The sequence below is a fragment of the Moorena sp. SIO3E8 genome (assembly GCF_010692445.1).
Classification (GTDB): domain Bacteria; phylum Cyanobacteriota; class Cyanobacteriia; order Cyanobacteriales; family Coleofasciculaceae; genus Moorena; species Moorena bouillonii.
Genome location: NZ_JAAHHM010000058.1, coordinates 18,745 through 44,142 on the forward strand (window position 1 = coordinate 18,745; position 25,398 = coordinate 44,142).

At 43.5% G+C, this 25,398-nt stretch carries 20 protein-coding genes; 10 read left to right on the forward strand and 10 right to left on the reverse strand.

Annotated features, from left to right (window positions below; translation table 11 throughout):
• Positions 1-217 precede the first annotated feature (217 nt).
• Positions 218-1,522 (reverse strand): HEAT repeat domain-containing protein, encoded by a 1,305-nt coding sequence (locus F6K46_RS22290; protein WP_293051737.1) that lies wholly within the window; start codon positions 1,520-1,522, stop codon positions 218-220.
• 217 nt (positions 1,523-1,739) lie between these two features.
• Positions 1,740-2,729: an EamA family transporter gene (locus F6K46_RS22295; RefSeq protein WP_075896073.1), complete on the reverse strand. Its 990-nt coding sequence runs from the start codon at positions 2,727-2,729 to the stop codon at positions 1,740-1,742.
• A gap of 327 nt (positions 2,730-3,056) precedes the next feature.
• On the opposite strand from F6K46_RS22295, the gene sppA reads away from it, so the two are divergent.
• Positions 3,057-3,881: a signal peptide peptidase SppA gene (gene sppA, locus F6K46_RS22300; protein WP_293020347.1), complete on the forward strand. Its 825-nt coding sequence runs from the start codon at positions 3,057-3,059 to the stop codon at positions 3,879-3,881.
• Positions 3,882-3,956: 75 nt separating this feature from the next.
• Complete coding sequence (gene aroH / locus F6K46_RS22305; protein WP_075896076.1) at positions 3,957-4,343, forward strand: chorismate mutase; 387 nt, start codon at positions 3,957-3,959, stop codon at positions 4,341-4,343.
• Between the two features lie 312 nt (positions 4,344-4,655).
• Here the strand turns inward: aroH and crtR are convergent, their stop codons facing one another.
• The 4 genes from crtR to F6K46_RS22325 form a co-directional block, all read right to left on the reverse strand.
• Positions 4,656-5,558, reverse strand: coding sequence for a beta-carotene hydroxylase (gene crtR / locus F6K46_RS22310; protein ID WP_075896078.1), 903 nt, complete (start codon positions 5,556-5,558; stop codon positions 4,656-4,658).
• A 218-nt stretch (positions 5,559-5,776) separates the two neighbouring features.
• Positions 5,777-5,944, reverse strand: coding sequence for a hypothetical protein (locus F6K46_RS22315; protein WP_158069357.1), 168 nt, complete (start codon positions 5,942-5,944; stop codon positions 5,777-5,779).
• A gap of 629 nt (positions 5,945-6,573) precedes the next feature.
• On the reverse strand, positions 6,574-6,741 hold the full coding sequence (locus F6K46_RS22320) for a hypothetical protein (protein ID WP_158516943.1): 168 nt from the start codon (positions 6,739-6,741) through the stop codon (positions 6,574-6,576).
• Between the two features lie 82 nt (positions 6,742-6,823).
• Positions 6,824-7,045, reverse strand: coding sequence for a 1-acyl-sn-glycerol-3-phosphate acyltransferase (locus F6K46_RS22325; protein ID WP_293051728.1), 222 nt, complete (start codon positions 7,043-7,045; stop codon positions 6,824-6,826).
• A gap of 608 nt (positions 7,046-7,653) precedes the next feature.
• Here F6K46_RS22325 and metG point away from each other — a divergent pair.
• From metG to lptC, 3 genes are all read left to right on the forward strand, one after another.
• A complete protein-coding gene (gene metG / locus F6K46_RS22330) occupies positions 7,654-9,270 on the forward strand; it encodes a methionine--tRNA ligase (protein WP_293052183.1) in 1,617 nt (538 codons plus the stop codon).
• Between the two features lie 106 nt (positions 9,271-9,376).
• Positions 9,377-9,979 (forward strand): NYN domain-containing protein, encoded by a 603-nt coding sequence (locus tag F6K46_RS22335; protein ID WP_008182130.1) that lies wholly within the window; start codon positions 9,377-9,379, stop codon positions 9,977-9,979.
• Between the two features lie 878 nt (positions 9,980-10,857).
• Positions 10,858-12,000: an LPS export ABC transporter periplasmic protein LptC gene (gene lptC, locus F6K46_RS22340; RefSeq protein WP_293051725.1), complete on the forward strand. Its 1,143-nt coding sequence runs from the start codon at positions 10,858-10,860 to the stop codon at positions 11,998-12,000.
• Between the two features lie 209 nt (positions 12,001-12,209).
• On the opposite strand, the gene F6K46_RS22345 is transcribed toward lptC, so the two are convergent.
• Entirely contained in the window at positions 12,210-13,541 is a 1,332-nt protein-coding gene (locus tag F6K46_RS22345; protein WP_293051722.1) for a D-alanyl-D-alanine carboxypeptidase, read from the reverse strand.
• A 295-nt stretch (positions 13,542-13,836) separates the two neighbouring features.
• Here F6K46_RS22345 and plsX point away from each other — a divergent pair, with 295 nt between their 5' ends.
• Positions 13,837-14,886, forward strand: a complete 1,050-nt coding sequence (plsX, locus tag F6K46_RS22350; RefSeq protein WP_293051719.1) for a phosphate acyltransferase PlsX — start codon at positions 13,837-13,839, stop codon at positions 14,884-14,886.
• A 779-nt stretch (positions 14,887-15,665) separates the two neighbouring features.
• Complete coding sequence (locus F6K46_RS22355; RefSeq protein ID WP_293051713.1) at positions 15,666-16,664, forward strand: beta-ketoacyl-ACP synthase III; 999 nt, start codon at positions 15,666-15,668, stop codon at positions 16,662-16,664.
• A gap of 86 nt (positions 16,665-16,750) precedes the next feature.
• On the opposite strand, the gene F6K46_RS22360 is transcribed toward F6K46_RS22355, so the two are convergent.
• On the reverse strand, positions 16,751-17,557 hold the full coding sequence (locus F6K46_RS22360; RefSeq protein WP_081431032.1) for an ABC transporter ATP-binding protein: 807 nt from the start codon (positions 17,555-17,557) through the stop codon (positions 16,751-16,753).
• Positions 17,558-17,887: 330 nt separating this feature from the next.
• Complete coding sequence (gene cbiQ / locus F6K46_RS22365; protein WP_293051707.1) at positions 17,888-18,805, reverse strand: cobalt ECF transporter T component CbiQ; 918 nt, start codon at positions 18,803-18,805, stop codon at positions 17,888-17,890.
• Between the two features lie 538 nt (positions 18,806-19,343).
• Here cbiQ and F6K46_RS22370 point away from each other — a divergent pair.
• Positions 19,344-19,970, forward strand: a complete 627-nt coding sequence (locus F6K46_RS22370; protein WP_293051704.1) for a helix-turn-helix domain-containing protein — start codon at positions 19,344-19,346, stop codon at positions 19,968-19,970.
• A 490-nt stretch (positions 19,971-20,460) separates the two neighbouring features.
• Here F6K46_RS22370 and F6K46_RS22375 read toward each other — a convergent pair whose 3' ends face one another.
• On the reverse strand, positions 20,461-20,646 hold the full coding sequence (locus F6K46_RS22375) for a hypothetical protein (RefSeq protein WP_293051701.1): 186 nt from the start codon (positions 20,644-20,646) through the stop codon (positions 20,461-20,463).
• Between the two features lie 125 nt (positions 20,647-20,771).
• Between F6K46_RS22375 and F6K46_RS22380 the strand changes: the two genes are divergently transcribed.
• Both F6K46_RS22380 and F6K46_RS22385 read left to right on the forward strand, forming a co-directional pair.
• The gene (locus F6K46_RS22380; protein WP_293051698.1) at positions 20,772-23,483 is read left to right on the forward strand and encodes a peptidase domain-containing ABC transporter; all 2,712 of its coding nucleotides are present in this window, start codon (positions 20,772-20,774) and stop codon (positions 23,481-23,483) included.
• A gap of 265 nt (positions 23,484-23,748) precedes the next feature.
• Positions 23,749-25,269 (forward strand): HlyD family efflux transporter periplasmic adaptor subunit, encoded by a 1,521-nt coding sequence (locus tag F6K46_RS22385; RefSeq protein WP_293051695.1) that lies wholly within the window; start codon positions 23,749-23,751, stop codon positions 25,267-25,269.
• Positions 25,270-25,398: the final 129 nt, after the last annotated feature.

Here is a 25,398-nt window from a genome sequence, read left to right on the forward strand (position 1 = left end):
TTAACCCTGGCAATTTGATAATAAAAACGATAATTATAAACTTGTAATTAATCAAATTTAACTTCAAAATATTTATGATTTTAAACTTAAAGCACGGTAATTAAAGCTGAGTAAACTTTTATTACCTGCTATTCCATCTTAACGGTTTACACTTCCCTATCATAGCACGGTAAGTAAAGGTTACTAAACTTTTATTACCTGTTATGAATTTCCCTAACTAGTCGCTATTATCTTGGTAATGGTTTGAATTATTTTCTGATGAATTCAGGTAATTTTGTGCTGGTGGCAAACTATCCAGTTTAGTGGAAGGGCGCATTTTATTAAACTGATCGATTGCCCATTTTGCCGTTTCTCGCACTTCGGAATCCGGGTCATCGGTAGCGTGACGCAACATCTGCAAGACTTGGTTTAGTAATTCATAAATTCGCGTTGCATCCCGAATCGCATTTTTCCGGACTTGGGGGTTGTCATCCTGCAAAGAAATGGCTAGGGCTTTGTTAATCGGTTTGAGAGTTTTGGTGCTAATTTGGGATAAGGCTTCCAAAATCAAACCACGCTGCTTAGAATCAGAATCTACCATTAAGTTGACTAGGGGCGTTACTGCCCTAGAATCACCCTTTTGGGCTAATTCCCAGATAGCTTGTTGTCGCTTTTTTGGATCTGGGTCTTCTAATTCTCTGATTAATTCCTCAACAATACTAAATTTAGTCAGGCGAGTGGTCTTTTTGACATGTAAGGAATCAGCTAAGGACTGAGGTTGAGGATTGCTAGAATTGGCAACCTCATAACTAGCGCTATGGTTATAACCGCTCTGAGGATGGTGGTTTTGGGAGTCAGTTGACACTTGGACTTTGAGGTTATTGACTGTAGTATCTTGTTTAGCTTGGTTTTCTGTGGAGGACGCTAATTGTGAGTCTACGGGTCGTTTTGGTTTAGTCAACCACTTGAATAGGAAAAAACCACAACCAGCCATGATGATGGCTGGGATAATCAGCCATGATGACGGGCTCTTTGCCTGGGTGGAAGGTTCGGTAGTAGTCGATTCTGCAGTAGTCGATTCGGCTGCCACTAATTGACCTGAGTTTGGAGCTGAACTCGTGCTGGTGGTTGTGGTCTTAGCAGCGTAGGCTTGCTCCAATTCCTTCCTAGTAACAGAATCAACAACACCCAGTTTTCTCAATCCAATAGATTCTTGGAATAAAGCGACTGCTTTCTCTGTACCCTCACCATAAACACCATCTTCAAGCCCATCGTAGAAGCCAAGATGCTTTAGCTTGGCTTGCACAAGAGCCACCTCTTTGCCCCGACTCCCTTTGAGCAGAATTGGTGGGTCAGTTTCTGTGGCAGAAGGAGATTGAGCGATTAGCAACGGGTCAGGGAGGTTGTTGGGTGAAAATGCGTTCGCGAAGCGGTTCCTAAGGAACATCGCTTTTTCTAATTTCACCGCTTGGCTGGGTGCTGGGAACCAGCCTAGGCAGTTCAAACAGGTAGCTACAAGTATGATAGACCAATGGCGAGTCATAAAATTTTACAGGACTCGAATGTGAACGCCAATTCTAGCTTACGCACTTAACACACAACGCTAAATCCCATGTGCTTTACTCGTTCGAGCAACATAATTTTGGCTCGATTAATCTCAATTGTATCAAATCGGCTTCACTGCTGGGTTTATGCTAGCTTAGCACTACCTTCTTCAGACGATCTCAGTTGTTGTTTCCACTGCCAGTTTTCCCCTTTGGCTAGCCGCTGTTGTTTGCGAGCCTTGCTTTGATCCGAGTGGCTATTTGTTCCCGCTGATTGACTAGATAAACGCTAAGCAATGTCACGCACACACCAGTCCACTGTAGGGAACTGAGTACCTCAGACAACACTAAATTCCCAAATAGCAGGGCAAATACTGGTGTCAGAAAGGTTAAGCTACACAGACTAGTGAGATTCCCCTTGGAGGCAAAGTAGAAGAATATACCGTATGCGATCGCACTCCCGAAAACAGTGGAGTAAGCTAATGCGATCCAGCCAACTCCATCAATATTCACCCATTGCTGGGATTCTATGACACTAGAGAGGGCAAATAACGGTAATCCTCCTAGGATCATATGCCAACCAACTGCAGCAACTGGGTCAGCATAGCGGCTGATAATGGGAACCATTACTGTTCCTACTGCCATGGAAAGGGATGCTAAGAGCATCAGCCACTCTCCATGATCAAACAGCTGTTGCCAGCTTAATTCTATAGCTTGAGCGTTGCCAGTAAAAAGGCTGAAAATCCATTGATCGGGCAAGCCAATCAAGCTGATTCCTACTATACCAAATCCTAGTCCTAACCAACCCCACAGTCCAATAAGTTCACCAAAGAGCAATGCTGATAGCAGGGCGACCACTAGGGGTTGACTATCAATCATGACCGAACCCAAACCCGCACCAGTGCTAACCAATCCCTCGGCTAGGAAACCCTGAAACATTGCCCCATCCACTAAGGCAAATAAGCTAATCCACAGCCAGGCTAGCCAACCTTTCGGCTGGGGGCGACCCATCACAGTTGCTGCTCCTAATACTAAAACTCCTGCTGGTACTAACCGCACCCCAGCCATAAACAGAGGGGTTGTGTTGGGGATCACCCCTTTCATGGCTACCATAGCTGTACCCCATAGAAAAAAGGGGGAAATCAGCAGTAGTGAACCTAGTAGTGACCCTATCGGTGGCAGTATTGTGTTGGCTTTTAGTTGCATAATCCTGATTTATGGTGAAGAACGAAAATAACCGACACTCAAGCAGCTGTCAGAAATTTAATTTAGATATTGACTTTACCGATTGACTTGGCTCTGGAGCACGGGGGCTCTGGAGCACAGGAGTGAGTTTTGGAGTTTTTCTAGCTTACTGAGTAACATACAATTTCAATGGGCGACAGCTTAAACGAGCTTTTCATATTTGGTTAAACACTTGTTTATTTATTTATTTTGAGCAGCTTAGGAGCTGATCGCTTTATAAAATGATGCAAACTATATATACAAGCTCCAGTAATCAGTTAAATCTAGACTAGATACTCACAATCACCTATGCCTTGGCCGTTTAAACGCAAATCTCTCAAACAAATTGCTCGAATTGAAATCACGGGGGCGATCGCTGGTGGTACCCGTAAACGGGTCCTCGAAGCCCTGAAAACTGTTGAAGAAAAGAAATTTCCTGTCTTACTATTACGGATTGACAGTCCTGGTGGTACAGTCGGGGATTCTCAGGAAATCTATAGCGCCTTGGTGAAGTTGCGAGAAAAGGTGAAGATTGTAGCTAGCTTTGGCAATATCTCCGCATCCGGGGGTGTGTACATTGGCATGGGAGCGGAACATATAGTAGCGAACCCTGGTACCATCACTGGAAGTATTGGTGTGATTCTACGGGGAAATAATATAGAGCGCTTGTTGGATAAAATCGGTGTTTCCTTTAAGGTTATTAAGTCAGGTCCGTACAAAGATATCTTGGCCTTTGACCGGGAACTGACTGAGCCGGAAAAAACTATTCTTCAAGAGTTGATCGATACCAGTTATCAGCAGTTTGTACAAACTGTTGCCCAGAGTCGCAAGCTAGATGTAGATGTAGTAAAAAGTTTTGCTGATGGTAGGATTTTTACTGGTGAGCAAGCACATAACTTGGGGGTGGTTGATCGCCTGGGAACTGAAGAAGATGCCCGTTGCTGGGCAGCGGAATTGGTGGGTCTTGACCCAGAGAAAACCAAGTCTTTCACCATCGAAGAACCCAAACCATTGTTGAGTCGCTTGCTACCGGGTAACCTTATTCGCAATAGATCTCAGATATCTGTTGGTATAGATTGGTTAGAGTTTGAACTATCAACTAGCGGTCAGCCCCTATGGTTGTACCGACCATAAGATAACATGGAGATTTGAGATTTCACAAAGCGTGTAAGATCTCAAATCTCCCAGGGAAATTCGGAGGATCTTACCTTGCACTGGAGAGTTAGAGCAATTCGAGGCGCAACAACTGCCTCAGAAAATACAGTAGCAGCGATTAGAGAAGCAGTGATAGAACTGCTAGATCAACTCGAAGCTCATAATGAAATCGACCATCAAGAAATAATTAGTGCGATTTTCACCACGACCCGTGATTTGGATGCTAAATTTCCAGCTGCGATCGCACGAGAACGTCCGAATTGGGATCATGTTCCTTTACTTGATGTGCAACAGATGCATGTCGAGGGTAGCCTAGAGCGTTGTATCCGGTGTTTAATCCACATCAACACTCCTGTTTCTCAACTTGAAATTTATCATCCCTATTTACGTCAGGCAAAAAATTTAAGGCCTGATTGGACTCTAGCTCAAGTCAGCCGTTAATTGTCAGGTTATATCTAGTAACCACGCGCCTTCTACCAATTAGCCAGTGGTAATTTAAAGTTGTCATTAGACTTCGTGGAAGTTGTCGGGAACAGCTGATCTGCGGATCTCGGAACAGTGGACAAGAATTGACGTAAACACTATCAGAAAAATACTTTTGCAAGAGGTCTATTAGTCATTAGTCAAAATAAAATTGTTAATTGTTAGCTGTTAATGCTTAATTAGCAACTAACAATTAACAGCCATGGGATTTTATTTACTGAAATGTATCAATGGTCAACCGTCCATGGTCAACCATCAACAGAAAAATTTTCAGGTTGATTCCGTTTTTCTATCAGATGATTTGTGGTGGAAACGAATTCCTAAAAAGATATCGTATACAAAGTTCCAAAAACTCTTTTGGGCCAGAAGTCCCAGAGATTGATCACAACCTTTTTCATCTAAAAGGGGTTTAACAGCACGGTAGGCGGACTGATACTTGTACCAGGGTATATTCGGCCACAGGTGATGAATTAGATGATAGTTTTGTCCCATAATTAGCAGGTTGAGGATGGGACTGGGGTAAATTCTAGCATTTTTCCAGCGATCACGTTCTTTAAATGGACGATGGGGCAAATAATCAAAGAACAATCCTAGCGCCATACCTACAACTAATGCTGGTACAAACCAATAGTTCAGGATGTAGTCTAAAAAGCCGTATTGACAAGCAAGATATATGATGATGGCGATGAATAGACGGCTAAAAAACCACTCCCAGAGCTCATACTTACGCCACAAACGGCGCTTGAAAAAAAATATTTCGTGATAAAAAAAGCGAACTGCAATTAACCACAGCGGACCACCAGTGGAAACAAAATGATCGGGATCATTTTCGGGATCGTTAACATTGGCATGATGCTGCATATGAACCCGCGTGAACACTGGGAAGGTAAAACCTAACATCAGGGCGCTACCATGACCCATCAGGGCATTGACGTAACGGTTTTTGTGGGCAACATGGTGAGAGGCATCGTGAATGACTGTTCCTACCATGTGTAAGGCAAGGACATTAATGCTAAAGCAGCAAGCGTTAGGCAAATCCCAAAGCCAGTAACCACTGGTGGAACAGACCACCAAGATGATCGCCGCCACAAACATAAGTAACGTTAAGTTAAACTTATCCGGGGCACCCAGGAACTCCTTGGGTACTGTCAGCGGCTTGATGGCCTCCGACATACTTGTTTTTTCTCCTTTCTACTGTCTTTTGGTAGTATAAGGTAAAATGGCTAAATCATAAAGATTTGTTAAGATTAGAACTTCTAATCAGAAACTAAAGTCAATTTCAGGAAAATCACTCTCGTCACCAGGGGAGCCCCTCCCCACTCGCGCTTTGCATCAAGAAAGCTCGTTGGTTAAAACAAGTAGCTCGGTTACTCAAAATAATCCGGTCAATCCTATGGGGGGTTTTCAGAGCTACCTTCACGCACCAGACAGACTTCCTTTCGACTCACCATACAGATAACGTCCTGTGAAGCTCCCTCGTTGAGTTCCGCTTCAATCAGGTTAACCACTACCCCTGCCAACTTCTCCAAGTTGCTTAAATCATCGGTTGGGATCGCCAAACAACGGAAATCAAAATCAGTTTCTCAATGTTGAGCCTGTACTGCCAACAGCTCACCCATTGGAACCATCTCTGGTAAATAAACAAATAGTGGATAATCACCGATTAGATTGTCCCGGACTCAAGAAACACGAACAACTATTAACGTTTGGCATTCTTTACTTTCAGTATGAAGTATTATAGCCATCAACATTTTTTTTGCGTAAGTATAACGAATAATGCTTCATATCAAAACCGCTTCATTATTGAATGTTTAGGACATTTTATTGTATTTATTAAATCTGTATAAAACTATATTTTATAAATATTAAATAGGAAATTTTATAGATAAACTAGGTAGTTTAAATTATGGTGATTGAGCAAGTTTTTAGTCAAGCATAAGTGAGACAATAACAAGCCTATTTTATCCTTGAGCCTTAATACTTGATACTTCATACTTTATCCTTGATACCCTGTACTAATCTAGCAATTTAATACCGGTATATCTTACTAATGGAGCACATAATCTGTTTCCCTTGATAGTTCCGCTGTTTCTGTGTAATCCAATAGAAATGTCCAAGTAATACTGCCAAACAGCGATGAATTACCATCGGATGCCAACCCATTTGTTCAAATCGGGGTTCAGATGGGTCAAACAAACGTAACCATCCCAGCGGTATCACTGAGTGTACGATTTCTTCTTGGGAAGCGATCGCGCTTTAGGCGCGGCGCTGCCTGTTTAACTGATGTCCACAAAGCTAAGTGGGTAAAGCCTTTATGAAAGTTGCCTATTTCCAAAGGCTGAGTAAAATTCACCATTGGTTAGGCTCGGAGTATACAAACCCCAACCCAATGATGATGTTCGCGAAACTGACTTGCCTGTTGTAACAACACCCACAGTCTATATTTTGGTTTTTATAGAGAGAAACAACCCATCTGCTTGACAACCCACCCCCATCACTGGTGCTTGTCCCATGCCATGATCACAAGCAATGGGGATTCGTTGCCCCAAGGCTACCATCAACAACGGGACATCTAGAAAGCCACGATGGTTACTCACTACTACAACAGCAGATTTATGAGGAATGCGATCCTGATCGATATTGGAACAATTTATTCCCATTGCAGCAAGAAGCGCATCAGAAACCTGTAGTGGAAGATGGTCAGACTTCAGTTTCAGTCATCAATTTCTAATATAGATTAACATTTCTTAACATTTTTTTAAAAATAGATCTATTGACAGATGCCTTAAAGTAGAGATAATCAGGTGCAAAACAACTAATGGTGATAGACTGCCAGTGACTACAAGTGTGTAGCTTGACACATTAGGCATTAAGCCAGTAGTAGAAAAAGCCTGTTAAATCTAAACTAGACTACTAACTTATGTTAATAATTAATTTTCCTTATAATCAAGTGACAGAAGGTGGCCTTGATTCCATTCCTTCAAGGGAGTGGGATAACTTATCGGCTGCTTATCATTACTCCTTACTCATAAGTAACAGACTAAGGAGTAATGACTCGAAACCCCACAACTAAAATAGGTGGAATGAGTTACAAGATAATAAACAATTTTGAGTAACGTCAACTAAAAAGTAGCGACAGATACTTTTTATAAAAGGTTAAAACTTAAGTAAATCTGATTAGATAAATACTACATATAGTAACAACTAAAATTAATACTAGTAGCCATACACTAGGTTATAAATCACTTAAATAAGTTAAATCAGTTGGCTGGAGGGCGTTTTTAACACTCATATGATTCATACGAATACTACTAAAAATACATTTGCCATTACAACACCCCTTTACTATGTGAACGACTTACCCCATATCGGCAGTGCCTATACCACCATGGCATCTGATGCAGTAGCTCGTTTTCAACGGTTACAGGGCAAAGACGTACTGTTAATTACTGGTACAGATGAACATGGACAAAAAATTCAGCGGACTGCTGAAACTCAAGGGGTCGATCCTCAAGTACATTGCGACAAGATAGCTGCTGGATTTGATGTCCTCTGGCAAAAGCTCAATATCCAGTATGACCGTTTCAGCCGCACTACCGCTAACCGCCACCAAGCCATTGTCAAAGAATTTTTCATGCGGGTTTGGGATAAAAGTGACATTTATCTGAGTCAACAACAAGGGTGGTACTGTGTCTCCTGTGAGGAATTTAAAGAGCAACGGGAACTTCTACCTGGAAACCGCTGCTCGATTCACTCCAATCAAGAAGTGGAGTGGCGGGATGAGCAAAACTACTTTTTCCGGCTCTCTAAATACCAAAAACAGCTAGAAGAACTTTACCAACAGCGACCGGATTTTATCCAACCGGAAAGTCGCCGTAATGAAGTGTTGAGTTTTGTCAGTCAGGGACTACAGGATTTTTCGATTTCCCGATTGAATGTCGATTGGGGTTTCCCAGTACCGGTTGATCCCAGCCACACCATCTATGTCTGGTTTGATGCCTTACTAGGCTACGTGACTGCCCTATTGGATCCCGATAGTGAAGCAACTCTTGATAATGCCTTACAAAAATGGTGGCCGATCAATTTACATCTTATCGGTAAGGACATCCTGCGCTTTCATGCTGTATACTGGCCTGCCATGTTAATGTCAGCCTCTCTACCTGTTACAGGTCAAGTATTTGGTCATGGCTTTCTGACCAAAGATGGTCAAAAAATGGGAAAAAGTCTAGGCAATACCCTAGACCCAGTGGAGTTGGTAGATAAATACGGTGCTGATGCAATTCGCTATTATTTTCTAAAAGAGATTGAATTTGGGCGAGACGGGGATTTTAGTGAAACCCGTTTTATAGATATCGTCAATGCGGATTTAGCCAATGACCTAGGTAATTTGCTCAATCGCACCTTGGGGATGGCTAAAAAGTATTGTCAAGGTATTGTTCCAGGTTTAACTGGCTCAGATATTTCACAGGTCAATCCTCTGCTCGAAATTGGCTTAGATCTCGGTTCACAAGTCGCTAGGGCTTATGAATCCCTAGCGTTTAGCCAAGCTTGCCAAAAAATATTTACTCTGATTCGAGCCAGTAACAAATTTCTAGATCAGCAAGCTCCCTGGAGCTTGTATAAACAAGGAAAACAGCAAGAGGTTGAACAAGTGTTATATACAGTTTTAGAGTCAGTGCGCTTAGCTGCCTATCTATTATCACCGATTATTCCCAGTATTAGTACGGAGATTTACCAACAACTAGGTTTTGCCATCGACTTTAGCCAAAAAGAACACATCTTTTTGGCTGCGCCCTATGTATCCCATGCATCTTGGGGGGTTTTACCTCAAAACCAGAAGCTAGGAAAACCCAAACCGGTATTTGCACGACTGGAACTCACCTAATTTGGTTCCGTCTTATTAACCAAAAACTTAATCGGCATATTACCTTAATGCTGATTAAGTAAAAAGTTTTTTAATTTTTTTTTTTTAACAAAGAGGTATAATAAAAATGCTGAGCCATTATAATCATGACCCAATTTTTACACCTGAACAAGTCTTAGAAAACCGTGGTCGTGTTGCCATCTTTATCGATGGTTCAAACTTATTTTATGCTGCCCTACAACTAGGGATTGAAATTGACTACACTAAGCTATTGTGTCGTTTGACAGCAGGATCTAGGCTACTACGCTCTTTCTTTTACACTGGTGTTGATCGTACGAATGAGAAGCAGCAGGGCTTTCTGCTCTGGATGCGTCGTAATGGCTACCGAGTAATTGCCAAAGATTTAGTGCAGCTACCAGATGGCTCAAAAAAAGCTAATCTGGATGTAGAAATTGCTGTTGACATGATGGCACTAGTGGGTTCCTACGACACAGCAGTTCTAGTCAGTGGTGATGGGGATCTTGCCTATGCAGTCGATTCTGTCAGTTATCGGGGAGTTCGGGTTGAGGTGGTCAGCCTACGCTCCATGACCAGTGATAGTCTAATTAATGTAGCCGACCGCTATATTGACCTTGATACCATCCAAGAAAGTATCCAAAAAACACCCAAACAAAACTATACTTACCGTCCGTTATCTGGGTTCAATGTGATGGATGAACAGCACAAATAGTTTGGTGATTAGTGATTAGTAATTAGTAATTGGTGATTAGGGCCTGTCTGATGGGGTCCAAACTACGATTTAAGTGTGTGGGCGTTTCTTTCTCATGTCTTGTAGCATTCGGGCAGTAATTAGTGGCTGAAAACCTATAGTTTATGTCCGATGCTTTCCCCTCCTATAGTTGACATACAGACTTTATTCATGGAGTAGGGTAAAGCATCTAAAAACTGAAAGCTAAGCAACTAAGTCAAGTATAGCTGAGAGGAGAACAGGTCGCCTATAATCATTAACTCATCTGGGTTTGGTCAATTCAGTTACAAAACTTATATCCAACTTGAAGGAAATAATCAAAGATTGAGTTCTCAGTGATTGAAAATCTTCTGCCGAGGGCTGAGCGGGTGAAAGGTAGGCTATAATCCTTATCTGGTCAGGATGCGCGTCAATTCAGTTACCCAACTTATCAACTCGATTTTTCGACCACTTGGACGAAATAATCAGGGATTGAGTTCTCAGTCATTGAAAATCTGCTCATGATTATCTAGGTATAGTTTGGGATAATAGTGACCTTAAACCTAGAGCTGGCAAGGAATTTGGGGCGCTTGTTGTCCCCCAGGAACTATAGAGGTTATAAAAACTTCTAATAACTAAGGAGCCATGTAAAAATAAGTTGTAAAAATTTTATCTAGAATAAATTGTGGGATATCGCTCCCAGAAAAAAAACTGTTCAGGTTATTTTTACAGGAATCCTAAGGAGTAATAACTAGTATAGCATTTCCTAGAAAGCAATTTTTATAAAAATTACTTTTTTAAATCGATACAAGTCTTTCTGAGTAAGCTTTGTATCGATTATTTTATAGTCATTTATCCTAATCACACGCTCCTTTTGCCATATGTTTTTATACTCCAAGAGATGTCTGATTTTTTTTATTTTGATTTTCACGGTTTACTCATTATCTGGCTGTAAGAGTGAGCCAAAGCCATTAAATCAAGTTCAGGAAGACACTAACGTTACTGAAAAAATTGAAGGAAGTCTAGTCTTTAAAAACGTCACTCTAGATCAGTCAGATAAGCAAGGTCGTCCTCTATGGAAAGTTACAGGAGATAAAGCGACTTACTCTCCAGATAGAAAAATCGCTTACATTGAGAAACCCAATGGGGATTTGTATCAAGATGGGAAACTGATTTTACAGGTTTCAGCCCAGAGTGGGGAAATCCTAGAGAATGGTGAGATAGTGTTTCTCAAAGGTCAGGTCACGGCTACAGATCCCCGTAATGGTGCTGTGTTACGAGGTGATGAGTCTGAGTGGAAACCTAAGGAAGATTTGTTAGTTATCCGCAATAACGTTAAAGGTAATCACCCTAAACTACAAGCATCCGCAAAGGAAGGGCGTTACTTAAGTCGAACCCAGAATTTGGAATTAATTGGTCAAGTAGCAGCCATATCAAAAGACCCAAACTTGCAAATGAAAACGGAACGTTTGGTCTGGCATATCGAACAGGAGAAGGTAATTGGTAACAAAAGCATACTGATTGAACGCTATAAAAATAAGATAGTAACAGAACGAGTGGAAGCAGATAAGTCTGAGGTAAACCTTAAGGCAAAGATAGCAACTCTCAAGAAAAATGTGCAGTTGACTTCGGTCGAACCACCGGTCGTGATATCGACTAATTCAGCAGTTTGGAATTTGAATGATAAAACTGTTGTGTCCGATCAGCCGGTTAGAATTGTTCACCAGCAGGAGAAAGTGATGGTAACAGCTAACAGGGGACGGGTAGATTTGGGTAAGAAAGTAGTTAGGTTAACGGGAGGAGTACAAGGGGAGGGAAGCCGTAAGCAAGCCAAACTATACGCTAATCAGCTAACTTGGGATATCCCCACCCAACAGATGGAAGCCTCAGGTAATGTAATATATGAACAAGTTTCACCCCAATTTAATACGACTGGTGATAAAGCAGTGGGTAACCTTGAAGCTCAAGATATTTTAGTAACTAGTGGTGTTGGGGAAAGAGTGGTAACAGAAATTATTCCTTGAGCTGGTTGAAGGTTGTTCGCGTAGCGTGGCCTTTTGGCCAAGGTTGTTCGCGTAGCGTGGCCTTTTGGCCAAGGTTAAAGGTTTAAGGTTGACTGTAGCCTAAATTAATTTATTGCTGAGACTGGCTTTGGAGCCGTTGCTCAACCGTTGACCGTTGACCAAAGTTGACCGTTGACCGTCAACGGTCAAGCCAACTCGATATCTATTTGCTATTTTTTATTTTCAATGAGCAAGGCACTGCTGATTTTTTCAATACGCTTGGGATCACCAATGATCAATGGTTTATGGGTTTGATTGCTACTCTTTTGGGTAAGGGTACCCCACTCGACAGACAGGCGTTGCAGTAGCTGATCCTGTTTTGCCCGAAATTCTAGGATATCGTTGCCACCGTTAATGATGGCAAACCACACTAAACCGCGATCGCGTGTTGGGAGAAAACCAGCTAGAGCACTAACTTCTCTGAGAGTTCCGGTTTTAATCACAGCCCCTGGGGGAATGTTACGGTCGAGCATGGTTCCCTTAGTATCCCGTCCAGCTAGGGGGAAGACATCCCTAAGATTAAGCTCGTAAGGCTGTAAAAAGCGCTCAATAGCCATGAGCATAGCACAAGCAGCACGGGGGGAAATTCGATTCTCCATACCTAAACCAGAGCCATTAATCAACTGAATTTCGCTACCGGGTACACCAGCTGACCTAGCCGCCAACCGAGCGGTTGTCTGAGCACCCCCAATGGCTTGAGACAACATCTGAGATACGTCGTTGTTACTGTAGATGTTCATCTCTCTAAGAATATCTACCAGGGGCAAGGACTTGTGGAGTAACAGATATTCCTGCTTGGGAATGGGAGTATCAGATACGACTACATTACCAGCAATTTCTAATTCGGGTTTCTCGGTTCCTTTGGCCATCGATTGATACTGGCGGACAATCTGCCAAGACCAGCTGCTGGATTTTAAGGCTTGCAAGAGTTGCCCACCAGCAATTTCTGGGTTGTCCTGATCATTCATAGTGAAATTGCCAATGATCACTAAATTTCCAGTGACCCGGCGGATTCCCAGTTGATTTAGACTATTACCCAATGCGATCGCTTCTTCCCACACAAAAAACGGGTCGCTACCACCAGTAATCACCAAATCTCCCTCCAATACCCCATCTTTAACTATTCCGGTGGCACTGACTCTAGTTTCAAATTGATGAGCTGGTCCCCATTGCTGTAATGCCGCTAGACTAGTGGCAATTTTCGTGATTGAAGCTGCGGGTATTGGAACATTTCCCCGGTGGGTCGCGAGTCTAGTCAGTCCCGATTGAATCCATACTCCTTGCTTAACTGCTGAACCTTGAACACGCCATTTTCCTATGAATTCAGCCACAATCGCTTCAGCAGACGGGTCTGGTTCAGCTGGCAAGCTAAACAAGGAGGTATCCCGCCAAGCCATCAGTTGAGCTTGATCAAGGTTGATCGGTTGTAGAATTCTCCAAAGTTTGACAGATATAACGACAAAGGCACCGGCAAGGATCCCAGCAGCAAGTTGTTTTAGCATTCACTACACCACATTTGTTTCTTGAGGCTGCTCTATTTTAGATAGTGAATGCTGCTACTGAACAGTTCTGTTGAGAAGACGAAACCTTAGAATAGTGGAGCCTTTATGGTTGGTCGGCTATGGGAAAAGGGTTAAAACTGTTGTTATAAGGCTCCACTATTCTTACGGTAACTTTAAGAACATGTCAGCATGCAAGTCTTTCGGGTACCAAACCTCAAGTTAAACAGATCACATTGTTTACTATTCCAGGTAATGGTCCTGGTAAGATGTGGAAGGTTTCTATAAACTTTGAGCAATGGCATCGACTGGCGCACGAATCGCAATAGACGCTATGGGCGGGGATTATGCCCCCCATGAAATAGTTGCTGGAGCTATTAGAGCACAAGCTGAGTTAGGGGTAGAGGTATTGTTGGTAGGGGATCCTGAGCAAATTAGATCCTCTATTTCCCAACACCACGGATCAAGTCAGATAGAAATTGTAGCTGCTGATGGTGTCGTTGCCATGGATGAAGAACCCTTGGTGACCTTGAAGCGTAAGCCCAAGGCTTCTATTAACGTAGCCATGGACTTAGTCAAGCAAGGACGTGCTGACGCTGTAGTCTGTGCTGGGCACTCTGGGGCAGCCATGGCAGCGGCTCTATTGCGCTTAGGGCGTCTGCCAGGGATTGACCGTCCCGCAATTGGCGCAGTGTTTCCTACCATCATGGCTGGCAAGCCAGTAATTATAATGGACGTGGGGGCAATTGTGGATTGTCGCCCTAAATATCTAGAGCAGTTTGCCATCATGGGGTCAGTATATAGCAAGTATGTCTTGGGCATGGAAGAGCCTAAGGTGGGTCTGCTAAACATTGGTGAGGAAGAGTGTAAAGGCAATGATTTGGCCATCCGTACTCATCAACTGCTACGAAAGAATTCCAGAATAAACTTTATTGGCAATGCTGAGGGTAGAGATGTACTCTCAGGTCAGTTTGATGTAATTGTGTGCGATGGCTTTGTGGGCAATATACTGCTCAAGTTTGCCGAAGCAGTAGGGGAGGTGATGCTGCAAATTATCCGAGAAGAACTGCCTCAAGGGATACAAGGTCAGCTAGGTACAGCGTTGTTAAAACCCAACTTGAAGCGGATTAAGCAGCGTATGGATCATGCCGAACATGGCGGTGCTCTACTCTTAGGGGTGGCAGGAATTTGTATTATTAGTCACGGTAGCTCCCAAGCTCCATCGATTTTTAACGCCATTCGGTTGGCTCAAGAAGCCATTGATCACCGAGTACTAGAGCGGATTAAAGCTAATCACTTCAAAAAGTCCCCCGAATCAGTGGCTAGTAATTATAGCAGTCAGGAGTAAGCCATGATAGGTTGATCGGTATTTCAAGGCCACCATTAGCGCAACAGTTTTTTTGTTGACGGTTGGCGGTTGACGGTTGACAGTTCATAGTTAACTGTTATTCTAGACAATGTCAACAAAATGTGACCACAACAAAATGCCGACTAAATTTTTAGCTGTCCGGCAAAAGAAGCCCCACACCTATGCTGCGCATTAGGTGTGGGGCTTCTTTTGCACAGGGTATGCATGGAATTGCTATAATATATGTACTGATAAACAAAGCCGAAAATGCTGGTTTGTCAGGCACCTACGTTCCTTAAAAATAGAACTTATTGTATTGTTCCGGCGCGGAGGGGCATCCCGTGTCGTTAATAAAGCTTGCCGAGTATCCGAACCGTTGGGTGGAGTTGGCAAGAAGCCTACACGCTCACTCGTTCGCGAAGCGGCTCTGTAAGAGCAGAGTCAGTGTAGGAGTATGTCACTAGCTGATCAAGTCTGGTGTTACACTCATCCTTATAGCCATTTAGGTAAACTCCGGTAGCTTTAGCAGCAAATTCTGGTATTTAACGGATAACTATAATGGAGAAAATCAACCAAATAACATCTAGGGTTTCGTTAAACTAGGAAGTTTTGAGCTTGAGCGTGGCACAAGCCCCACACCATAACCGTGTAAGGCTTGTATAGTGTAGTTTACAGTGGCTGTGATGGCAAGATTGACCAATGACCAGTCTTTCCGCCTTCTCCCTAAGCAGCGAACTTGGGAAGAGAAAAACATGGGATGCAACTGATGGAGAAGAGCCTTGAATCAACTAGGAACAGGCATTGCTATTACCGGAAGCGGTTCCGCAGCGTCAGAGGTTACCCTCGATAACCATCAACTAAGCCAAATGGTTGATACATCGGATGAGTGGATTACCACCCGTACCGGAATTCGGCAAAGGCATCTGGTGCATGCACAAGGGAGTCTAAGTGAGATGGCTACTGCGGCAGCAAAGAATGCGATCGCTATGGCTGGAATTGCTCCTGAAGACCTAGATCTGATTATCCTAGCCACCTCAACCCCGGATGATCTGTTTGGCAGTGCTAATCAAGTTCAGGCACTCCTGGGAGCATCAAAAGCAGTTGCCTTTGATATAACCGCAGCCTGCTCTGGGTTCGTCTTTGGACTGGCTACAGCGTCCCAATTTATCCGCACTGGCCTTTACCAAAATGTCTTACTGATTGGTGCGGATATTCTCTCAAGGTGGGTAGATTGGTCAGACCGAAGTACTTGTGTACTATTTGGAGATGGTGCTGGGGCTGTAGTTTTGCAGGCAAATCAATCCGATCGCTTACTGGGATTTGCACTGTGTAGTGATGGTACCCAAAATAGCTGTCTTCAGTTAGCCTACAAATCACAACAGCAGGAAATTGTCAAGGGCTTGACTGTTGCGAAAGGCACTTATCAGCCCATTACTATGAGTGGCAAAGAGGTTTATCGCTTTGCGGTGCAAAAGGTACCAGAAGTGATTGAAAAAGCATTATTCCGAGCCGATATCACCACTGAACAGGTGGATTGGCTGGTCTTGCATCAAGCTAATCAGCGGATTCTTGATGGAGTTGCCCAACGTCTAAAGATTCCTAACCACAAGGTTCTCAGTAATGTCGCCCAATATGGTAATACCTCAGCGGCTTCTATACCTATAGTGTTGGATGAAGCAGTGCGGCTTGAGAAAATTAAATCAGGAGATATTATAGCTACCTCCGGCTTTGGTGCAGGATTGACTTGGGGAGCGGCGGTTTTTCAGTGGGGAAGGTAATTGATGTACTCCAGCACCATCCTGCTGACCAAGTTAATCATTGTTGACGGTTAACAATCAACAGTCAACCGCCAACGACTAACTTTTCAAGGGTTACTGATAACAGACACTATAGAGTGAGGCTTTTCCAAACCATGAGACTCCATCAGCTGCTGATTAGCCATCACCTGTTGAGGAGGACCATCAGCAATAATTTGCCCTTCGTCAAGTAGCAAAACGCGATCGCATACTTCTAAAATCAGTTCTAGGTCATGGGAGGAAATCAGTATTGTCTCCTCGGACCCTTTCAAAAAGCTAATCAAGCGACGCCGGGAACGAAGGTCAAGATTGGCACTGGGTTCATCGTAAAGCACTAGGGATGGACCCATGGCTAAAACCCCTGCGATCGCTACCATACACTTCTGACCCCCAGACAGGTTGTGGGGAACTCGAGCCGCTAAGTGTTCCACACCCGTCAGGGATAGGGCTTGTTGAACTCGCTGCTCCACGTCAACCGCTGGTAACCCCATATTCTCTGGTCCAAAGGCTACGTCATCCCAGACCGAGGGGGAAAATAACTGGTCATCGGGATTCTGAAACACCAGACCAATTTCTGGGCGAAACTCACCCGCTACCACGGGTTTGCCAAATAACAGCATCCCTCTTGCCCTAGTTGGTTTTAAAACGCCGCAGATGGTCAGAAATAGGGTAGTTTTACCAGCACCATTCGGCCCAATCAAACCTATCCGTTCCCCTGGCTTAATGGTGAGATTGATATTGCGTAAACTATCCGGTTGGTCTGGGTAGGAAAAATACAGACTATCAATGGCAAGGGCGTAGTGTAACGAAGTAGATGACTGATAGGGTTCAATGTAATCTTCTCGGTAAAAAAATTCTTGTTTTTGCTGGGTCACGGTAAAAGTCTGAAGGATGAAGTCTGTTCGCGTAGCGTGGCCGTTCGCGCAGCGTGGCCTACGGCCTTAAGGCCAAGAATGAAGTCGTTTCGCCTGATAGCGTTCGCTGTAGGCTAGGATAAATTCTCAGCCATATTAATTACGGCTAATCACTTATAGTCGGGATGAGGGAATTTTGTGAAGTGTTAATTTAAGTGTTAATTTTATTTAATTTAAATTAACAAAACTCCAACCCAAACCCTAAACTTATAAGTCGTTAACCGGAATCAATATTACCTTGATTTGATGACCATTAATTATTCATCATTGATCAGTCTGAATTCGCTTCGGTCATGCTTCTGTTAACAGAATTTCTGCGATCACAAATCCTACTGAAATCAAGCTAGTGAGTCCCAGAGCAATGTAGTGGTGGAAACCAGCAGTGTTTGTACTAGACGACCTACGCTTTCCCCTAGGAAGGGGTAATGAAAAGCTCTGTGTTCTACTCCCTATTGTCACACCAGAACTCTCAGAAACCATAAATTGAGAGGTGTTACTATACCCTCGTAAAATCATCGCTTGATAGACTTGCTGGGATTGCTGGTAACTGCGTACCAAAAGTGTTCCGGTTAGGGAAGCTAAAACTCTCAGGTTACGGTAACTACGGGCGAAGAATTCCAGTAACGAAGCAACTGGGTGACCTCCAAATTCCTGCCATGAAAGCTTTGGTCCTTTGCCACGAAAACCTCGCAGCTGCATTGCCCGCTTCATTTTAGCTAGGTCGTTACTAAATTGCTCAATATAGCGGTAAGACAACAGAGTCATATCCGCAACCAGTGAGGGCAGACCAAGCGATCGCATAGCTTTGATGTTGGTCAAAAAGGGTGCGGTCCCAAATAAAATCACACTAATGGTGAGAATACATAAGAAACGGGTGGCAATCAGCACTAGGGTTAGCAGTCCTTCCTGCCGCACGGCGATTGGACCGAGCTGAATGATCACGGTAGTGCCTACTGTGAAGGGGAGTAGCAGTGTAATCCCTAACAGAAACAATCCCGGATAGCGCAACCGATTCAACAGAAAAGACAGTGGCAGGCGAGAGACTCGATAAAAAATTAGGGTCAGAGCCACCATCGGTGGTAGCACTATCAAATGCTGTACAAAGGAAAACGCGAAAATTAGGGTCAGTAGGGCAATTAGCTTGGCACGAGGTTCCCAACTGTGGATGGGGGAGTCCAAGTGAGCGTAGGCATCAAGTCCATGTTTCATTTAGTCATTGATTGTAATTGGTGATTGCTAATTGGGTCTAATCAACATAGGAGCCATAGGTTCTATCGCTCCACTTCACCTTTGATACTTCATACTTGATACTTCATACTTGATACTTCACCCTTCATCCTTCATCTTTTCTCCATGACCTATGACTCACTTAGGATCAATCCCTAAGCTAATCAGAATTTAAACGGAATATATTACGTCAATAACTCTCCCCATGCCCCCATGCCCCCATCTGCCCATCAGCTGAGATCGGCAAATTAATTAGATTCGCCCACATTAGATTTTCCCACAACTGATCACGAGGATATGGGCAAGCACCATATCATCAAATTGCTGTGCTTTTGTCTTAAAGATTCAGCATGATTATATCACTTTAGTCTACAAAAATAAATAATTTTCATTATAAATTAATTTTTATTAATAAAAAAAAGTGCCAATTTGGCAACAAAGTTAGTTTATATTGGTGTATTAATGTGCAACTATAGACTTTGGCCGATTGTTTCTCCCTACTTATGCCAACGTCTAATCAATGAAACCAATATCACACCATCAATTGACATCGGAAACTAAGAGCGATTGGCCTACGGCCACGCTACGCGAACGCATTTCTGTAGGTCTTTGTTTGACACCGTTTCAGCGCAAACTGCTACAAAAAAATCTGCAATCGGATTTACCACAACAGTATCGTCAGCGTATCGAAATTATGCTGCTAGCGGATGAAGGGAAAAGCCAAGTTCAAATTTGTAAAGCCCTAGGGTGTTGTGCCGCTACAGTACGCCATTGGATTTTTATGGCTCGTATGGGTCAAGCCCATAAGTGGAATGATCATCCCATTGGTCGCCCTAAAGCAGTAAATGATCACTATCTGGCACGGTTGCGAGAACTGGTCAGCCGTGGTCCAAAAGAATTTGGTTATGCCTTTGAGCGTTGGACAGCGGGGTGGTTAAGTAAACATCTAGCGAAAGAGTTGGGAATTAAAATAACCCCTCAGCATGTGAATCGGCTGCTTAAACAAATGGGGCTGTCTACTAAAGGGAAACCTATCCAAGAAAACGAGAGTAGCAATCTCAATCAGCCTAGTAATCGGATTGCGATTCGGGACCTGGATGCTCTTGAAGTATCCGATCTAAAGTCCGCTGACTGGCTTCGTTTATAGTCTTGGTTTTTTGCCTAGCGATAGTAAAAACGCTTTTCACAGAACAATCTTCTGTTATATAATACCCAGACTACCGGTAAGAATAGGATTCTTCTTCCATCTTGGTTATTTAATTTCCTTGAAATTGGTTGATATTGACATCTTAACGGGTTAAAACAGTGTTGATTCTGTGGTTAGCCCAACGCCCGAGGGTTAAAACCACGTTGACTTTAACCCTGTCAACAGACTCCTACATCCGGCAGGCTCTTCTTAACAACTGTGGGTTTACTTCAATTTTTAATTTCGCGCCTTTCTGTTGGTGCGCTTTCCAGTGGGGGTTTGAACCTCGCGCCTTGTCGCACCGCAACCATCATACTTTGATTGATTAGTTTGGTGGTGGCAAAACCCTACAAAAATTCTGTTGTTTCGGTATGAAGCTCGAATGGCAACCCAAATATAAAGCGATGCAGAGGTTCGACCCGTGGGGAATTTTCGCCTAGGTCAAGGGCACCTAAGCGGTCTTGGGGAGCCAGTGCCGACCTGTGGGGGTCTCCCCCATGAGCAACTGGCTTGGTTTCCACGGGGCTGGAGAGCGATGCAGCGCCTTCATGCGGGGGTTCCCCCCATGAGCGACTGCATCAAGACAGGTGCGGACGCAGGTTCCGCACACAGACCCATGGGCCATGAGCGACTGCATTAAGACAGTGAGTTTTTCATAACTTTACATTGCCTTCATATTACCACAGGATTTTGCCTGGATATAGCGACCCTGCCATCTAGATCGCTAACTCTCCCTCGAAGATTTTTTAGGTTTAGAGGATTATGGTTCAAAATTTAGCCCCAATTTCTTCTCAGCAGCTGAGGGATACCCTAGGGCATTCCTTTAATGATGCCGAATTTTCCCGGATTCTCAAACAGATAAAATTTATCGAACCAAAAGTCGGCCAGTTTTGGCAAGCTGAACAGGCGGAAGCTGGTATTTATATCGTGATGACCGGCAAGGTTAGATTACTCAACAGTGCTGGGGAAAAATTTGCCACCTTGACAGAGGGAGACTCGTTTGGGGAATCTACCTTTTTTCCCGATGCATCCTTTTCGCCTTACTCAGCGAGGGCTTCTCGGAATCTTCAGCTTTGCTATCTCACCCCTGAGTTGTTGTTTCCACTAATTAGCAAATATCCTCGCATCCGAGACCATCTGTATGAGTACGCCCGTAGGCAAAATTCAGTACTGGTTGACTCCGACACCCAGCCCACTCCATCACCCCAGCCCATAACCCCATCAGCGACTGCCCCATCCACACCTGCCAAAACGATTAGTAAAGCCTATTTTCCCAATCCTAATCAACGAGTGGGACATTTATGGCAACGGGTAATCCGACGCTATCCATATTTTGCCCAGCAGAGTGGTTCTGACTGTGGTGCCGCCTGTTTGGTAATGGTATCTAGCTATTGGGGAAAACGGTTTAGTGTGAATCGTTTGCGAGATATCGCTAATGTAGACCGTAATGGTGCATCACTGCGGGGATTATCAGCAGCAGCAGAAAGTATTGGCTTTTCTACTCGTCCGGTTAAAGCTAGTCTTGACCAGCTAGCCAAACAAAAACTACCAGCCATTGTTCACTGGGAAGGTAAACATTATATTGTTGTTTATCAAATAACCAAAAATTCCGTTATTGTTGCTGACCCAGCCATTGGTCAACGTACCCTCAGCCACCAGCAATTTAAAGCAGATTGGAGCGGTTATGCACTGCTGCTACAACCGACTGCGTTACTCAAGGATGCTAAAGAGACCACTACTACCTTCTGGCAATTCTTTGAGTTAATGAAACCCCATGGGGTAGTGGTGCTCGAAGTGTTTATCGCTTCCTTATTTATCCAGATATTTGGATTAATTACACCTCTATTTACCCAGCTAATTTTAGACCGAGTCGTGGTGCAGCGCTCTGGGCTAACCTTAATGGCGGTAGGGTTAGGGCTACTGATGTTTAGCCTATTTCGAGTCGCGATGATGGGATTGCGGCAATATCTACTAGACCACACGGCTAATAAAGTAGATGCAGCGCTGATTGTAGGATTTATTCGCCATACACTGCGGTTGCCTCTTTCGTTTTTCGAGTCCCGCTATGTTGGTGACATTATATCACGAGTCCAGGAAAACCGCAAGATTGAGCAGTTCCTGACCGGTGAAGCCTTATCAATTCTGCTGGATTTACTAACGGTATTTATCTATGTAGGATTGATGTTTTGGTACAGTTGGAAAATGGCGTTATTGGCCTTAGTGATTGTGCCGCCATTTTTCCTACTAGCCTTAATCGCGACACCGTTTTTACGGAAGATTTCCCGGGAAATATTTCAGGCTTACGCCAAAGAGAATAGCTATCTGATTGAAACCCTTTCTGGTGTCCGAACGGTAAAATCAACAGCAGTAGAACAAACAGTACGTTGGCATTGGGAGGAGTTATTAAATAAGGAGATAAAACAGGGATTTACTGGGCAAGTTATCAGCAATCGCCTCCAAATTTTCAGCAATGGGATTGAAGCCGTGGCCACAACAGCCCTACTCTGGTATGGAGCGTGGTTAGTAATTCAAAATCAGCTAACGATTGGGCAATTAGTGGCTTTTAATATGCTGCTAGGAAATGTGATTACTCCCTTCCAGCGGTTAACCGTGTTATGGAATGAATTCCAGGAAGTAGTAATTGCTATGGAACGGATTAATGATGTGTTGGATGCTGAACCAGAGGAGGATTTGCAGCAGCAGGCGCGTCAATCGTTACCCCCAATTAAAGGTCACATTTGCTTTGATAAGGTAACCTTTCGCTATCACCCAGAAAGTGAGATAAATGTACTGGAAAATCTTTCCTTTGAAGTGAAACCAGGACAAATGGTAGCCCTAGTGGGACGCAGTGGGTCTGGGAAAACTACGATTTCTAAATTGATATTGGGATTGTATCCTCCTACGGATGGTAAAGTCTTAATTGATCAACTCGATATTACGAGTTTGTCCTTAGGGTCTTTGCGATCGCAAGTGGGAGTAGTAGACCAAGATACGTTTTTGTTTGGTGCAACCATTCGGGAAAATATTAGCTTAGGTCATCCCGCTGCTAGTTTAGACGAGATTATGGAAGCAGCACGATTAGCGGGTGCTGATGAATTTATTAAACAGTTGCCCATGGGCTATGAAACCCAGATTGGGGAAGGGGGAGGAATGTTGTCTGGTGGACAACGGCAACGGATTGCGATCGCAAGAGCTTTATTAGGGAATCCTAAGTTATTAGTTTTAGATGAAGCCACCTCCCATTTAGATGCCGAATCCGAACGGATTATTCAGAATAATTTAAATCAGATTCTCAAAGGGAGGACAACATTAGTCATTGCTCATCGCTTATCTACAGTCCGGAATGCGGATTTAATTTTAGTGATGGATAGAGGAGTATTGATTGAGAGGGGAACCCATAAAGAGTTAATGGCAAAACGGGGACATTATTATTATCTGAATCAACAGCAATTTAAGGCTGATGAAATTGAGTGATGAGTTATATAGCAATTCTCTCTCCCATGAAGGACAAAGGGATCCCCCTAAATCCCCCTTATTAAGGGGGACTTTCAGGCTGATCAGCGTACCTCATAAATGCAATAAACGCTATAAAATAACGTCTAACAGTTTTGAGCAATAACTAATCACTAGTTACCTACTCCCTACTCCCTACTCCCTACTCCCTACTCCCTACTCCCTACTCCCTACTCCCTACTCCCTGTTTTATTTGCTAAATCACTAATTACTAATCACTAAACCCATGCCAAATACATTAAACAGACAAGTAAACGGAGATCCTGCCACCCAACAACACCAAGAAACCTTGACTTCTCCAACACCAGCTTCATCTCGGGATGATTGGTCTGAGGCCACTCAAGAACTACTCGATAGTTTACCCCAAGTTTGGACAAGGGGACTGATGTACTTTCTAATCACATTTGTTGGCCTGATTTTGCCCTGGGCTATACTATCTCAAGTAGATGAAACCGGTACGGCTAGGGGACGACTAGAACCGAAAGGAAACACGGTGAGGCTGGATGCAGCTGTGGCGGGAACCGTAGAATATATTAAGGTAAAAAAGGGAGATAAAGTAGACGCTGGACAACAGTTATTAGTATTAGAATCTGAGTTAGTTAATTCAGAGCTAAGGCAAGTACAAGATAAGTTAAAAGGTCACTTAAATCGCTTGTCTCAGTTAGAGTTGCTGAAAAATCAATTAGTGGTAGCATTGGCAACTCAGCAGCAACAAAATCAAGCTCAAGTGTTGGAAAAACAAACACAAGTAGACCAAGCGCTACAGAATCTGGAGGCTCTGAAGAATTCCTATGATTTACAACAAGAAGAAAAGTTAGCTCAAGTTAATCAGGCGCGTCAGACCTTTAAACTTAGTCAAAAGTCTTTTAATATAATTGAGAATCGTTTGGATAATGCTGAGCGGGAGGTGAACCGTTACAAGGATGCCTATCAAGAAGGCATTGTTTCGGAAATCCAAGTAGTAGATCGGGAAGATTTGCTACAGGAGAGGCAACGGTTGTATGAACAAACCAAGTCAGAGATTGAGCAGAGTAAGTTACGTCTAACTGAACAACAGAGTAGTTATGAACGAAGCCTTCGACAAGCGCGAGCAGAGATTGAACAGGCACAGTTACGACTAAAGGAACAACAAAGAAGTTATCAGACTCTGAGCCACTCGGGTAAATTAGCGCTGCTGAGGGTGGAGGAACAATTGAAGAATTTGGATACACAAATAACTACCCTCAATTCAGAAATTGCTCAAAGTAAGGGTGAGATTAACTCGTTGCAGCTTCAGTTAAAGCAACGAGTATTAAAGGCACCGGTCAGTGGTACGGTGTTTGAATTACCGATTCAAGCCGCTGGAGCGGTAGTTCAGTCAGGAAGTATGGTGGCGGAAATTGCACCCTCAGGTTCGGTGTTGGTAATTCGAGGGCAGATGGCAACGACTGAAAGTGGTTCTTTAGAGACAGGAATGCCAGTGAAGCTTAAATTTGATGCCTATCCCTTTCAGGATTATGGAGTCGTAGCAGGAGAGTTAGTAGACATTTCTCCTACTACCTCTGAGGTGGATACTCCTAATGGTAAAAGAGCAGTTTATGATTTAGAAATTGAACTGAAGCAGGATTGTATAGCTTCGGCTGATAAGTGTATTCCCTTGCGTCCTGGAGATACGGCCATGGCTGAGGTGATTGTGCGCCAGCGTCGGATTATTGATTTTATTCTCGATCCCTTTAAGAAGTTACAGCAGGGAGGGTTGAAGTTGTAGATGTTGGGTGCATTTCATATTTGTAAATCTATAACTAAAAGAAGTGTGGTGAGGGTGGGGAGGGTGGGGAGAGGGGGAGATAGGGAGATGGGGAGAGAGGGAGATAGGGAGATTGGCGAGGACATCGTT